This is a genomic window from Pseudomonas sp. 2848 (assembly GCF_003253945.1).
Taxonomy (GTDB): domain Bacteria; phylum Pseudomonadota; class Gammaproteobacteria; order Pseudomonadales; family Pseudomonadaceae; genus Aquipseudomonas.
Genome location: NZ_QKZD01000002.1, coordinates 41007 through 54836, shown reverse-complemented (window position 1 = coordinate 54836; position 13830 = coordinate 41007). Strand labels below are relative to the sequence as shown.

Here is a 13830-nt window from a genome sequence, read left to right as displayed (position 1 = left end):
AAAACGTCAGCGTCGGTCCAGCGAGTAGACGAACGGCGCAACCACTTCGATCGTGCCATTGTTCAGCAACTCCGCCGGAGGCTTGGGTACCGTGCCGGCACGGCGGATCATCTCCAGCGTGGCCCGGTCCAGCGCCGCGCTACCCGAACCACCGGCCAGCGTGTACGACACTACCTTGCCTTCGGCGTCGACCACGAAGCGCAGGCGGTTGATGCCCTGCAACCCACGGCGGCGAGCGTCCTCGGGGTACTTCTTGTACTTGGCCAGGTGGCGCAGCAAGTCACTCTGCCAGCTCGGCAGGGCATTGCTGTTGGACGCGATGCTTGGCTGCGGCGCCGCCGACTTCTGCGGTGGCGTGTTGCTGGGCGGTGTATCCGCCACATCGTCCTTGGCCGGCGGTTCGTCCTTCGGCGGCTCCAGTTTTTTCTCAGGCTTGGGCGGCTGTGGCTTGGCCTTGGGCTTGGGCGGCTTGGGGATGGCGATCTTCGGCTTCGGCGCCTCTGCCAGCTTGGGCAGCGGCGGCTCCTCGATCGGCGTCGGCGGTTTCGGGGCGGCCTTGGGCGGTGGCGGTGGCGCGGGCTCTGGCAGCGGGGCCAGCTCGACCATCATCGCTGCCGGCGGCAACTCGAGGGCCTGGGGCACCGACCAGTTGAGCGTCAGCAGCACGGCGACCGCGTGCACACCCAGCACGATCGCCAGGCTGCCACCGTAGCGCGCCATGTTTGAGCGCGTTTTCGTCATTTCTTGGCTGCCGTCTCGAGTCCGACCAGGCCGACCTTGAGGTAGCCGGCGGCGCGCATGGTGTTCATCACTTCCATCAGGTCACCGTAGTCGACGCCCTTGTCAGCCTGGAAGAAGATGGTGGTTTCCTTGTCGCCCTTGGTCTTGGCATCGAGCATGGCGCCAAGCTGGTCGCGCTGGGCCACCTCGTCGTCGCCGAGGTAGAGCTTCTTGTCGGCCTTGACGCTGACGAACACCGGCTTCTCGGGCCTCGGCGCCGGCTTGGCGGTCGAGGCGGGCAGGTCGACCTTGATGTCGACCGTGGCCAAGGGTGCCGCGACCATGAAGATGATCAGCAGCACCAGCATCACGTCGATGAACGGCGTGACGTTGATTTCGTGGTTCTCGGCGAGGTCGTCGCCACCTTCGTTGAGATGCAGGCCCATGGTTTACCCCACTTTCACCATGTGCGGGGCGGCGCGTTCGCCACCCTGGTGGTCCAGATCACGGCTGACCAGCAGCAGGACCTGGGCGGAGGCGTCGGACACCTGTGCCTTGTAGCCGGCGATGGAGCGGGCGAAGACGTTGTAGATGACCACGGCCGGGATCGCGGCAACCAGGCCCAGGGCGGTGGCCAGCAGGGCTTCGGCGATGCCTGGGGCGACCACGGCGAGGTTGGTGGTCTGGGTCTTGGCGATGCCGATGAAGCTGTTCATGATGCCCCACACGGTACCGAACAGACCGACGAACGGGGCGGTGGAGCCGATGGTGGCCAGCACGCCGGTGCCGCTGCTCATGGTGCGGCCGCTGGCGGCCACCAGGCGCTCCAGACGGAAGCTCACGCGTTCCTTGATGCCTTCCTTCTCGCGGGCGTTGGCCGACAGGCGCATTTCTTCGAGGGCGTCATGCACCAGGGTGTGGGCCAGGGTGCCTTCCTTGTTCGACACCTCGCTGGCTTCTTTCAGGCTCACCGAGCGTTTCAGGGCGGCGATCTCGCCACGCAGGCGGCGTTTGGCGCCCATCAGCTCGAAGCCTTTGGCGATCCAGATGGTCCAGGTGATGATCGAGGCGATGGCCAGGCCGATCATCACGGCCTTCACCACCACGTCGGCGTTCTTGTACATGCCCCATGGGGACAGGTCGTGGGCCATGCCCAGCGAGGTGTCTTCGACCATCGCCTGCACGTTCTCGTCGGTAGGTGCCTGGCCATCGATTGGCGCATTGGCATCGACCGGCGCTTCGTTTGGCGCAGCTACAGGTGCCTGGCCTTCGGCGGCTGGCGCGGCCGGGGCGGCGGCGGCGGCGGCTGGAGCGGCGGTGGTGGTGGGCTCATCGGCCATGGCCACAGGGGCCAGTACCAGGCTGAACATCAGCGCGGCAATGGCGCGCCAGGCGCGCGACGGGGTTGGCGAAGCGGAAGGTTGAGTACGTGTCATGCTGGCCGGACCTGATGAAGAGAAATGGGTTGAGTTCTTCAAGGCCTCGAAGCAGGCCGAGAACAGACAGGGCCGCCATTATTGCAAGTAATTCTTGTTAACAAAAGAATGGAGAGCGCTTTTTTTAACCTTTGTCTAGCCGCTGATCGCTAAATCCGGTTAGCGTGAACCTTTGGATTTGGAGTTTCATGATGTCGGACCTGAGTGCGTTGATCGTCGGCTGCGGCGATGTGGGAGGCCGTCTGGCCCGCCAGTTGCTCGCCCATGGGTGGCAGGTCGATGGCCTGCGCCGGTCGGTGCGGGACCTGCCCGAAGGGGTGCGGCCCGTTGCCGCCGATCTGGCGAACCCGCGCCTGCCAGAAGCGTGGCCCGCGCGCGCGCCGGACTACCTGGTGTACTGCGTGGCGGCCAGCCAGCATGACGAAGCGGGCTACCAGGCCGCCTATGTCGACGGTTTGCGCCATGTGCTTGGCTGGCTTGAGAGCAAGGGTCAGCGGCCGCGTCGCCTGCTGTTCGTTTCCAGCAGCAGTGTCTATGCACAACAGGATGGCGAATGGATCGACGAGACCGCAGCCACCGCGCCCGAGGGGTATTCGGGCAAGGTGATGCTCGCGGCGGAGCGCCTGGCGCTGGGCAGTGGCATCCCCGCCAGCATCGTGCGCCTGACCGGCATCTATGGGCCGGGACGTGAGTGGTTGCTGAGTCAGGTACGCCAAGGCTACCGAGTGGCCGAGGAGCCGCCATTGTACGGCAACCGGATTCACGCCGAGGATGCCGCTGGTTTGCTGGCGCACCTGCTGCAGGCCGATGCCCGGGGCGTGGTGCTGGACGACTGCTATATCGGTGTCGATGACGACCCGGCAGCGCTGGCTGACGTGGTGGGCTGGCTGCGCGAGTACCTGGGGGTCACCGAGTGGTCGGACCAGCAGCGGGTGCGGCGTACCGGCAGCAAGCGTTGCAGCAATGCGCGGGCGCGGTCGCTAGGATGGGTGCCGCAGTATCCGAGCTATAAAGAAGGCTATGCGGCCATTCTCCAAGGGCGTGGTTGAGAGAGCCGGCCCCATCGCGGGGCCAGTCGGGTCGCCGCGCTGATGGCTAATCCTTTTCCAGTACCCACTGCCGGGCGCCGGCAGTCAGTTGCGGCATCTCATCCGGCTGGGCGCGGTTGACTGCCTGGAAGATCTCCAGGGTGTCGCCATCGCGCTTGAAGATCCACGGGGCGCCACGCTGGTTGCGCTCCAGCCACAGGCTGTCGTTGCCATCGCCCATGGTCGCGCAGTCACCCGCCAGGCACAGGGCAAAACGGTCCGGGCCGGGCAGGCCAGTGACGTTGCCGGTATCGCTGAAGCGCACCACCGCGCCCTTGCCCTGGCCCTCGACGATCTTCCAGTCGCCGCCCAGGTATTGCTGGTACAGCGCCTTCTCGAAGCTGGCGCCCAGTGCAGCGCCTTCTGACGCCTTGCTGCGCACGAAGGTCTGCTCATGGCCGGAGGGGTCGATCGCCACGAGTTCGTCGCCATCGAGCTTGAGCTGTTCGGTCAGGTCGCCTTCGAAGGTGACCTGCCAGTCCTTCTCGTTGGCGCTCAGACGCCCGTCGGCGGCCTCGAAGCCATTGCTGAAGCTGGCCTGCTGGTTCTTGACGTCGATCTTCCACTCGAACACCGGCCCCTTCGCGTCCAGGGCCTGGCGCAGGCTGGTGCCTTCGCTGGCGGCGTCGATGGCGGCCTGGTTGATCCAGGTGCCGTTGAAATCTTCAGGCTTGTGGCTGGCGCAGCCGCCCAGGAGCAGGGCTGCCAGCGTGAGAGGCAATGCGTGGCGCATGGTGAAAACCTTGAGGCGGGAGGAGGGTGACGGGCCTTGGCCCGTCACCGGGGTATTACTCGAGAACCAGGATGGCGTCCATCTCGACCTGGGCGCCCTTGGGCAGGGCGGCCACGCCGATGGCGGCGCGGGCCGGGTAGGGCTGCTCGAAGTAGCGGCCCATGATCTCGTTGACCTTGGCGAAGTGGCTCAGGTCGGTGAGGAAGATGTTCAGCTTGACGATGTCCTTGAACGAACCGCCAGCGGCTTCGGCCACCGACTTCAGGTTCTCGAACACCTGGACGGTCTGGGCTTCGAAGCCCTCGACCAGTTCCATGGTTTTCGGGTCGAGCGGGATCTGACCCGACATGTACACGGTGTTGCCGGCCTTGATCGCTTGCGAGTAAGTGCCGATGGCGGCTGGGGCCTTGTCGCTGGTGATGACGGTCTTGCTCATGATGACTCCTTGCGGTTGGCGGACTACGCACGCATCCGGGTGATGCGGACCACGCCGGTCAAGGTGCGCAGCTTCTTGATCACACGGGCCAGGTGCACGCGGTCGTGCACGCTGACCACCAGTTGGACCACGCTGATACGGCCGTCGCGTTCGTCCATGCTGATTTTCTCGATGTTGCCGTCGGCGGCGTTGACGCTGCTGGCCAGCAGGGCGATCAGGCCGCGCTGGTGCTCCAGCTCGACGCGCAGCTCGACGTTGAACTCGCCGGTAATGTCCTTGGCCCAGGAGAGCTGCAGGCACTTCTCTGGGTTATGCCGGACTTCACTGATGTTGCGGCAGTCTTCCAGGTGCACGACCATGCCTTTGCCCGCCGACAGGTGGCCGACGATCGGATCGCCCGGGATCGGCGTGCAGCACTTGGCGTAGCTGAGCACCAGGCCCTCGGTGCCGCGGATCGCCAGCGGGCCTTCCGGGGCCGGCAGCTGTTCGCCTTCGGCAGACAGCAGGCGGCGGGCGACCACGTAGGCCATGCGGTTGCCCAGGCCGATGTCTTCGAGCAGGTCCTCGACCAGCTCCAGGCGGTACTCGGTGAGGATCGCCTGGATGCGCTCCTGCGGTATATTCTCAAGGCTGCTGTCGAAGCCGGTCAGCACCTTGTTCAGCAGGCGCTCGCCAAGGCTGATGGACTCGGAGCGGCGCTGCTGCTTGAGGGCGTGGCGGATATGCGTGCGCGCCTTGCCGGTGACCACGAAGTTGAGCCAGGCCGGGTTCGGCCGAGCGCCCGGTGCGCTGACGATCTCGACGGTGGAGCCGCTCTGCAGCGGCTCGGACAGCGGTGCCAGGCGGCGGTTGATGCGGCAGGCGATGCAGCTGTTGCCGACGTCGGTGTGCACCGCGTAGGCGAAGTCGACGGCGGTGGAGCCCTTGGGCAGCTCCATGATCCGGCCTTTCGGGGTGAAGACGTAGACCTCGTCCGGGAACAGGTCGATCTTCACGCTCTCGATGAATTCCAGCGAGTTGCCGGCGCGCTGCTGCAGCTCGAGGATGCCTTTGACCCATTGACGGGCGCGGGCATGGCTGCCTTTTGGCTGCTCTTCCTCGTTGGACTTGTACAGCCAATGCGCGGCGATGCCATTGTTGGCCATCTCTTCCATTTCGCGGGTGCGGATCTGGATTTCGATGGGCACGCCGTGCATGCCGAACAGCGTGGTGTGCAACGACTGGTAGCCGTTGGCCTTGGGGATCGCGATGTAGTCCTTGAAGCGACCCGGCAGTGGCTTGTACAGGTTGTGCACGGCGCCGAGCACGCGGTAGCAGGTGTCGACCTTGTCGACGATGATGCGGAAGGCGTACACGTCCATGATCTCGGTGAAGGCGCGGCGCTTGCCGCGCATCTTCTTGTAGATGCCATAGAGGTGTTTCTGCCGGCCGCTGACCTCGCCTTCGATACCGTCGGCGGCCAGGCAGTTGGCCAGCGAGGTCTCGATCTTGGCGACGATTTCCTTGCGGTTGCCGCGCGCGGCCTTCACCGCCCGGTGGATCAGCGACGAGCGCATCGGGTGCATGGCCTTGAAACCGAGGTCCTCGAATTCCACGCGCACGGTGTGCATCCCCAGCCGGTTGGCGATGGGGGCGTAGATTTCGAGGGTTTCCTTGGCGATGCGCCGGCGTTTCTCGCCGGAGAGCACTTCCAGGGTGCGCATGTTGTGCAGGCGGTCGGCCAGCTTGACCAGGATCACGCGGATATCGCGGGCCATGGCCATGGCCATCTTCTGGAAGTTCTCGGCCTGCGCCTCGGCCTTGGTCTCGAAGTTCATCTGGGTCAGCTTGCTGACCCCGTCGACCAGTTCGGCGACGGTCTCGCCGAATTGCTGGCTCAAGGCTTCCTTGGCGATGCCGGTGTCTTCGATCACGTCGTGCAGCATGGCCGCCATCAGGCTCTGATGGTCCATGTGCATGTCGGCGAGGATGCTGGCGACCGCCAGCGGATGGGTCACGTAGGGCTCGCCGCTGCGACGGCGCTGGCCATCGTGGGCCTGTTCGGCGTAGAAGTAGGCCCGACGAACCAAGTTGACCTGTTCGGGGCCCAGATAGGTCGACAGCCGTTCGGCGAGGGCTTCTATACCCGGCATGGTTTCACCTCTTGCAGTAGAAGAGGGCCTTGCGCCGCACGGTGTCGACTGGGCATCAATCAGACGGCCTCGTTGTTCTCGTCCTCGAACGCGGCGAATACCGGATCCTCGGTGACGATCTCTTCGGCGGCGATGAACTCTGGCGTGACGATGCCTTCGGCGATTTCACGCAGGGCGACGACGGTAGGCTTGTCGTTTTCCCACGCAACGCGTGGCTCTTTGCCGCCGGTAGCCAGCTGGCGGGCGCGCTTGGTCGAGAGCATGACCAGCTCAAAGCGGTTATCCACGTGTTCCAGGCAGTCTTCAACAGTTACGCGGGCCATGGTCTTCCTCAGTAGCAAATGCGGTTAGGCGTGCAGCCCAGAATGGGCAGGCGGACTCGATAGTTTAAAAAATCACCAGCCAATAGGGAAGGACTGTTTTATCGGGTGGCCTTCCTCCGATGCTGTTGGAATCGCTTTGCGGGCCCTGTGGAAGCGGACTTGCCCGCGAAGCAGCCCATGTCCTGATTCGGACGATAACGGTTCTTGTTGCCCGAAAACAACCGTCCTTGGCGCGTTAACGCAACATTGCGTCGCGCAGGCGCGGGGTCAGCTCCTCGAACAGCGTCTGCACCGAACGCAGGGCACGGCAATCGGGCCGTGTCAGCAGCCACAACTGGGTGTCGCAGCCGGGCAGCGGGCCGCTCAGCGCCTCGACGCCGGGCAGGTCGTGGACCATGTAGTCGGGCAGCGCCGCCACGCCCAGGCCGGTGGTCACCAGTTGGGCGATGGTCGACATGCCGCTGCACTGGTAGCGCGGGATCAGGCCGGGATGCTGCTGGTTGCGCCAGACCACGGTGGCGTGGTCCTGCATGGAATCGTCGGGGGCGATCCAGGGCACACTCAGGGGCGCCTCCTGCAGCCGCTCGCGCAGCGCCGGCTGGCCGCAGACCACGTAGGAGGTCGAGCCCAGGCAGCGCCCGACAAGATGCTCCGGCGGCGTGTTTGTCAGGCGCAGGGCGATGTCGGCATCGCGACGGCTGAGGTTGGCGAAGGTGTTGGAGGTGCCCATCTCCAGCGACAACGCCGGATAGTTGGGCATGAACTCGGCCAGCGCCGGCAGCAGCAGGCTGTGCAGCACGGCCTCGGTGCAGGTCAGGCGCACGGTGCCGCTGACCACCTGTTCGCCGCTGGTCAGGGCGATGCGCGCCGCATCCAGTGCCTGTTCGGCGCGCTCGGCCTGCTCGGCCAGGGCCTGGGCGGTGTCGGTGGGCAGGTAGCCTTTACGGCTCTTGACGAACAAGGCGGTGCCCAGCGCCGACTCCAGCCGGCGGATCGAGCGGAACACCGTCGAAACGTCGACCTTGAGCAGTTCGGCTGCCTTGGCCAGCGAGCGGCCGCGCTCCAGTGCCAGGACCAGGGAAAGGTCCGCATGGTTGATCTGATATTGCATCGGTGCACGCTCTGCTTGCCTAAATGCCAATGTCTGTTGCGTTTTGGCCATTTTATAGTGGAACGGCCCCCGGGAATCAATGCAGCCGGTCGGCAACCAGCCCCCAACGATGGGCCAGTGAAAAGAACAACAGCAGCACCATCGTCGCCCTACAAGGCGTCATCCGCAGTTCCCACATCGCCGCTCCGAATCAAAGGATGTACAGCCATGACGTCGGTCTCCCCGTGCGCCAGTTCTTCCCGCGAGATGAATGAATTCCTGGATGCCCATCCGGATACCCAGTACGTCGACCTGCTGATCTCCGACATGAACGGCGTGGTGCGCGGCAAGCGCATCGAGCGTGCCAGCCTGCACAAGGTGTACGAGAAGGGCATCAACCTGCCGGCGTCGCTGTTTGCCCTGGATATCAACGGCTCGACCGTCGAAAGCACCGGGCTGGGCCTGGACATCGGTGACGCCGACCGCATCTGTTTCCCGATTGCCGGCACGCTGTGCGACGAACCCTGGCAGAAACGCCCGACCGCCCAGTTGCTGATGACCATGCATGAGCTGGACGGCGCGCCGTTTTTCGCCGACCCGCGGGAAGTGCTGCGCCAGGTGGTGAGCAAGTTCGACGACCTGGGCCTGGATATCTGCGCCGCGTTCGAGCTGGAGTTCTACCTGATCGACCAGGACAACCTCAACGGTCGCCCGCAGCCGCCGCGCTCGCCGATTTCAGGCAAGCGCCCGCAGTCGACCCAGGTGTACCTGATCGACGATCTCGACGAATACGCCGACTGCCTGCAGGACATGCTCGAAGCTGCCAAGGAGCAGGGCTTGCCGGCCGACGCCATCGTCAAGGAAAGCGCCCCGGCGCAGTTCGAGGTGAACCTGCACCACGTCGCCGACCCGCTGAAGGCCTGTGACTACGCGATCCTGCTCAAGCGCCTGATCAAGAACGTCGCCTACGACCATGAGATGGACTCCACCTTCATGGCCAAGCCCTATCCGGGCCAGGCGGGCAATGGCCTGCACGTACACATTTCGTTGCTGGACAAGAAAACCGGCAAGAACATCTTCGCCAATGCCGACCCGCTGCAAAGCGACGCCCTGCGCCACGCCATTGGTGGCGTGCTGGAAACCATGCCGGCATCGATGGCATTCCTCTGCCCGAACATCAACTCGTACCGTCGCTTCGGTGCACAGTTCTATGTGCCCAACGCGCCGAGCTGGGGCCTGGACAACCGCACGGTGGCTGTCCGCGTGCCGACCGACAGCAGCGAGAACGTGCGCATCGAGCACCGCGTGGCCGGCGCCGATGCCAACCCGTACCTGATGCTCGCGGCGATCCTCGCCGGCATCCACCACGGCCTGACCAACAAGGTCGAGCCGGACGCGCCGATCGAGGGCAACTCGTACGAGCAGCTGGAGCAGAGCCTGCCGAACAACCTGCGTGATGCCCTGCGCGCGCTGGATGACAGCGAAGTCCTCAACCAATACATCAGCCCGGACTACATCGACATCTTCGTGGCCTGCAAGGAAAGCGAGCTGGCCGAGTTCGAAGTGTCGATCTCCGACCTCGAGTACAACTGGTACCTGCACACGGTGTAAGCCCATGAGCGCAATTGCGGTCCCCTTGATCGGTGTCAGCGCCTGCCGCCAGCAGGTGGGGAAGAACTCGTCGCACACGGTGGGCGACAAGTATGTCGAGGCCGCGGGCTTTGCCGGGCTGCCGCTGATCCTGCCGGCCCGTGACGGCGGCAGCGACACGCAGACGCTGCTGGCCAGGCTCGATGGCATTCTTTTTACCGGTTCGCCTTCAAATGTCGAGCCGCATCATTACAATGGCGCGCCCAGCGCGGAAGGCACCCGGCACGATCTTGCACGTGACCGCCTGACCTTGCCGCTGCTGCAGGCGGCCATTGCCGCGGGTGTGCCGGTGTTCTGCATCTGCCGTGGCTTCCAGGAACTGAACGTGGCCCTCGGTGGCAGCCTGCACCAACGGGTGCAGGAATTGCCCGGCTACCTGGACCACCGCGAACCTGAGGACGCACCCCTGGAGGTGCAATACGGCCCTCGTCACTCCGTCGGCATACAGCCGGGTGGGGTGCTCGAGCGCCTGGGCCTGGCTGCGCGGTTCGAGGTCAACTCGCTGCACAGCCAGGGCATCGACCGCCTGGCCCCAGGCCTGCGCGTCGAGGCACGGGCCCCGGATGGCCTGATCGAAGCGGTGTCGATGCCTGATGCGCCGGGCTTTGTACTCGGCGTGCAGTGGCACCCTGAATGGCGTTTCGCCGAAAACCCGGTTTCGCTGCGCCTGTTCGAGGCGTTCCGCGAGGCCTGCATTGCCCATGCTGCGCGGGAGGGTGTGCGCCAGAAGATCCTCTGACGTCACCCGGTAGTCTCGGATGACCCACCCCGGCAGTGAGCTTTCAATGAGTGGAAGCGGGCCCGCTACGGCGGGCCTGTGAAAACAATTCCAATAGTTACGGCAAATACTCATGAGCGATTACACAGAAGCCGGCCGCCCCCCCGACGTGGCGGCCGACTCGGGCAACACCCAGCGCAGCAAGGGCCTGGCCAAGGGCCGCCTCGGTCTGCTGGCCAGCGTCGTGCTGGGCATTTCCACCATTGCGCCGGTCTACACCCTGACTGGCGCGCTCGGCCCGACCGTGCGTGAAGTTGGCGCCCACCTGCCGGCGGTGTTCATCGTCGGCTTTCTGCCGATGCTGCTGGTCGCCCTGGGCTACCGCGAGCTGAACTCGGCGGAGCCCGACAGCGGCACGTCCTTCACCTGGTCGGCCCGGGCCTTCGGCCCTATGATCGGCTGGATCGGCGGCTGGGGGCTGGTGGTCGCCACCACCATCGTGCTGTCCAACCTGGCAGGCGTGGCGGTGGACTTCTTCTACCTGTTCCTGGCCCAGATCACCGGCAACCAGGAGCTGGCCGCGTTGGCGGACAACCTGTTGATCAACGTCACCACCTGTTGCGTGTTCATCGCCCTGGCGGTGTGGATCTGCTGTCGCGGCATGGCCACCACCATGACGGTGCAGTACGGCTTGGTGGCCTTGCAGTTGCTGGTGCTGATTGGCTTCGCCTTCGCAGCGTTCGGCGAGACCACCGCGCCGCCGCCGCTGGCGTTCGACCTGGCCTGGTTCAACCCGTTCGGTGTCGAGTCGTTCTCGGCCTTTGCCGCCGGCCTGTCGTTGTCGATTTTCATTTTCTGGGGCTGGGACGTGTGCCTGACCGTCAGCGAAGAGTCGATCGGCAGCGATGAAGTGCCGGGCAAGGCGGCAACCTGGACCGTGCTGCTGATTCTCGGCCTGTACCTGCTCACCGCCATCGCCACCCTGCAGTTTGCCGGGATCAGTGAGCACGGCCTGGGCCTGAACAATCCGCGCATCCAGGAGAACGTGTTCGCCCACCTGGCCGGGCCGGTGATGGGACCGCTGGCGATCCTGATGTCGATCGCGGTGCTGGCCAGCACCGCCGCCTCGCTGCAATCGACCTTCGTCTCGCCGGCGCGCACCCTGCTTGCCATGGGTTACTACGGCGCAGTGCCGCAACGCTTCGCCACTGTTTGCCCGCGTTCGCAGACGCCGCGCTACGCGACCATCTGTGCCGGTATTGCCGCAGGCCTGTTCTACGTGACCATGCGTACCCTCAGCGAGAACGTGCTGGCCGACACCATCACCGCCCTGGGCATGATGATCTGCTTCTACTATTCGCTGACCGCCTTCGCCTGCGTGTGGTACTTCCGCCGCAGCCTGTTCGACAGCGTGCGCCACTTCTTCATGCGCGGTGTGTGCCCGCTGGTGGGTGGTCTGATCCTGTCGGTGATCTTCCTGCGCACGGCGATCGACAGCGCCTCGCCGGACTTCGGCAGTGGCTCGCATGTTGGGGGGCTGGGGCTGGTATTCGTGATCGCGGCGATCATCTCGGCGCTGGGCATCGTGCTGATGCTGCTGTCGCGGCTGCGTGCGCCGGCGTACTTCCTGGGGGCTACCCTGCGTCAGCAGGCCACTATCCAGTTGCAGGAATAACAGCTGGGGGCGCTTTGCGCCCCATTCGCTGGCAAGCCAGCTCCCACAGGTACGATGCTTGACTCGAGGTGGCGTGATCCATGTGGGAGCCGGCTTGCCGGCGAATGGGCCTCGCAGAGGCCCCGGCTGTCTTCAGCCGACCAGTTGTTTCAGCAGCGCCTCATGGCGCTGTTGTTGTTTCTTGAGCAGTAGCCGGTTCGAGCGGAACACCGCTTTCAGGTCATCCAGCGCCACATCGAAGTCATCATTGATGATGACGTACTCATATTCGTCGTAGTGCACCATCTCGCTGACCGCTTCCTTCATGCGTCCGGCGATGATTTCCTCGCTGTCCTGGCCACGGCCGTCCAGGCGTTGGCGCAGGGCCTCCTGGCTTGGCGGCAGGATGAAGATCGAACGCGCCTCGGGCATCAGCTTGCGCACCTGCTGGGCACCTTGCCAGTCGATCTCCAGGATCAGGTCGTAGCCCTGGTCGAGGGTTTCCTGCAGGGCGCTGCGCGAAGTGCCGTAGAAGTTGCCGAACACTTCGGCGTGCTCGAGGAAATCGCCCTGGGCGATCAGTGCCTTGAACTCTTCGTGGACGACGAAGTGATAGTTGACCCCGTGTTCCTCGCCCGGGCGCATGGCGCGGGTGGTGTGGGAGACCGAGACGCGGACGCGCTCGTCGTCCTTGATCAGGGCCGTGACCAGGCTGGTCTTGCCGGCGCCGGACGGGGCCGAGACGATGTAGAGGGTGCCGCTGCTGTGGTTCATGGTAGGGGTGGCCTTACTCGATGTTCTGTACTTGTTCACGCATCTGTTCGATCAACACCTTCAGGTTGACTGCCGCCTGCGTGCTGCGTGGGTCGAACGCCTTGGAGCCAAGGGTGTTGGCTTCGCGGTTGAGCTCCTGCATCAGGAAGTCCAGGCGCCGACCGGCGGCGCCGCCCGACTTGAGCACCCGGCGCACTTCGGTGACGTGGGTGCTGAGGCGGTCCAGTTCTTCGGCGACGTCGCTTTTTTGCGCCAGCAGGACCATCTCCTGTTCCAGGCGCTGCGGGTCGAGCTCGGCCTGCATGTCGCTGAAGCGGTCGAGGACCTTCTGCCGCTGCCCGGCGAGCATCTGCGGCACCAGGGCGCGCAGGGTGGCGACCTCGCCGGCCATGCTGTCCAGACGTTCGTTGATCAGGCGGGCCAGTTCGGCGCCTTCGCGTTGGCGGCCGGCCTTGAGTTCGGTCAGGGCTTCGTCGAACAGCGCTATGGCCTCGGCGTTGAGCGCTTGCGGATCGGTGGCGTCGGCCACCAGCACGCCCGGCCAGGCCAGCACTTCCAGCGGGTTGAGCGGTGCCGGTTGCTTGATCAGGCTGGCCACGGTTTCGGCGGCGGCGACCAGTTGCGCGGCACGTTCGCGATCGACCTGCAGTGGCTTGCCGGTGCTGTCCTCGCTCAGGCGCAGGGTGCACTCGACCTTGCCGCGCGAGAGGCCTTGGCGCAGGCCTTCGCGTACGGCGCCTTCGAGGTCGCGCAGGGCCTCGGGCAGGCGCAGGTGGGGTTCGAGATAGCGGTGGTTGACCGAGCGCAGCTCCCAGACCAGGGTGCCTTGGCTGCCAGCGCGCTCGACACGAGCAAAAGCGGTCATGCTATGCACCATGGGGAGTACCTCGCGTATTCAGGTGGACGGGGAGCCTGTCGGCTGCAAGGCGCAGGATTGTAGCGCAGTGCGGCGCGGGCGCCCAATCCAGCCATGCTAACGGTCGCCCCGAAACCTGTCGGAAAACACGACAGGCTGCGCGAGCGCGACGACAGGCGTGCCTTCGTCGGGTGTCGGGCTCTATAATGCTCGGCAGATT

At 65.0% G+C, this 13830-nt stretch carries 14 protein-coding genes; 4 read left to right on the top strand and 10 right to left on the bottom strand.

Going from position 1 to position 13830, the window contains the following annotated elements; all coding sequences use genetic code 11:
- Positions 1–6: 6 nt before the first annotated feature.
- The 3 genes from DFS21_RS04195 to exbB are packed head-to-tail and all read right to left on the bottom strand — an operon-like array spanning position 7 to position 2156.
- Entirely contained in the window at positions 7–741 is a 735-nt protein-coding gene (locus tag DFS21_RS04195; RefSeq protein WP_046857596.1) for an energy transducer TonB, read from the bottom strand.
- The gene (exbD, locus tag DFS21_RS04190) at positions 738–1166 is read right to left on the bottom strand and encodes a TonB system transport protein ExbD (RefSeq protein WP_023632733.1); all 429 of its coding nucleotides are present in this window, start codon (positions 1164–1166) and stop codon (positions 738–740) included. Before exbD ends, DFS21_RS04195 begins: the two co-directional genes overlap by 4 nt.
- 3 nt (positions 1167–1169) lie before the next feature.
- Positions 1170–2156, bottom strand: a complete 987-nt coding sequence (gene exbB / locus DFS21_RS04185) for a tonB-system energizer ExbB (RefSeq protein WP_110696787.1) — start codon at positions 2154–2156, stop codon at positions 1170–1172.
- A 191-nt stretch (positions 2157–2347) separates the two neighbouring features.
- Here exbB and DFS21_RS04180 point away from each other — a divergent pair, with 191 nt between their 5' ends.
- Positions 2348–3205 (top strand): SDR family oxidoreductase, encoded by an 858-nt coding sequence (locus tag DFS21_RS04180; protein ID WP_110696785.1) that lies wholly within the window; start codon positions 2348–2350, stop codon positions 3203–3205.
- 46 nt (positions 3206–3251) lie between these two features.
- Here the strand turns inward: DFS21_RS04180 and DFS21_RS04175 are convergent, their stop codons facing one another.
- The 5 genes from DFS21_RS04175 to DFS21_RS04155 all read right to left on the bottom strand — a co-directional run bounded on the left by DFS21_RS04175 (position 3252) and on the right by DFS21_RS04155 (position 7979).
- Positions 3252–3977: a hypothetical protein gene (locus DFS21_RS04175; RefSeq protein ID WP_111531895.1), complete on the bottom strand. Its 726-nt coding sequence runs from the start codon at positions 3975–3977 to the stop codon at positions 3252–3254.
- Positions 3978–4032: 55 nt separating this feature from the next.
- Positions 4033–4413, bottom strand: coding sequence for a RidA family protein (locus DFS21_RS04170; protein ID WP_028689951.1), 381 nt, complete (start codon positions 4411–4413; stop codon positions 4033–4035).
- Positions 4414–4436: 23 nt separating this feature from the next.
- Complete coding sequence (gene spoT / locus DFS21_RS04165; RefSeq protein ID WP_111531894.1) at positions 4437–6545, bottom strand: bifunctional GTP diphosphokinase/guanosine-3',5'-bis pyrophosphate 3'-pyrophosphohydrolase; 2109 nt, start codon at positions 6543–6545, stop codon at positions 4437–4439.
- 59 nt (positions 6546–6604) lie between these two features.
- Positions 6605–6868: a DNA-directed RNA polymerase subunit omega gene (gene rpoZ, locus DFS21_RS04160; RefSeq protein WP_008091595.1), complete on the bottom strand. Its 264-nt coding sequence runs from the start codon at positions 6866–6868 to the stop codon at positions 6605–6607.
- A gap of 235 nt (positions 6869–7103) precedes the next feature.
- A complete protein-coding gene (locus tag DFS21_RS04155) occupies positions 7104–7979 on the bottom strand; it encodes a LysR family transcriptional regulator (RefSeq protein WP_102684582.1) in 876 nt (291 codons plus the stop codon).
- Between the two features lie 207 nt (positions 7980–8186).
- Between DFS21_RS04155 and DFS21_RS04150 the strand changes: the two genes are divergently transcribed.
- The 3 genes from DFS21_RS04150 to DFS21_RS04140 all read left to right on the top strand — a co-directional run bounded on the left by DFS21_RS04150 (position 8187) and on the right by DFS21_RS04140 (position 12001).
- Positions 8187–9569, top strand: a complete 1383-nt coding sequence (locus DFS21_RS04150; RefSeq protein WP_102684581.1) for a glutamine synthetase family protein — start codon at positions 8187–8189, stop codon at positions 9567–9569.
- A gap of 4 nt (positions 9570–9573) precedes the next feature.
- Positions 9574–10347: a gamma-glutamyl-gamma-aminobutyrate hydrolase family protein gene (locus DFS21_RS04145; protein ID WP_110696779.1), complete on the top strand. Its 774-nt coding sequence runs from the start codon at positions 9574–9576 to the stop codon at positions 10345–10347.
- Between the two features lie 112 nt (positions 10348–10459).
- Positions 10460–12001, top strand: coding sequence for an APC family permease (locus DFS21_RS04140; protein WP_046857590.1), 1542 nt, complete (start codon positions 10460–10462; stop codon positions 11999–12001).
- Positions 12002–12133: 132 nt separating this feature from the next.
- On the opposite strand, the gene gmk is transcribed toward DFS21_RS04140, so the two are convergent.
- Positions 12134–12754, bottom strand: a complete 621-nt coding sequence (gene gmk / locus DFS21_RS04135) for a guanylate kinase (protein ID WP_102684578.1) — start codon at positions 12752–12754, stop codon at positions 12134–12136.
- 13 nt (positions 12755–12767) lie between these two features.
- Positions 12768–13631, bottom strand: a complete 864-nt coding sequence (locus DFS21_RS04130) for a YicC/YloC family endoribonuclease (protein ID WP_110696777.1) — start codon at positions 13629–13631, stop codon at positions 12768–12770.
- Positions 13632–13830: the final 199 nt, after the last annotated feature.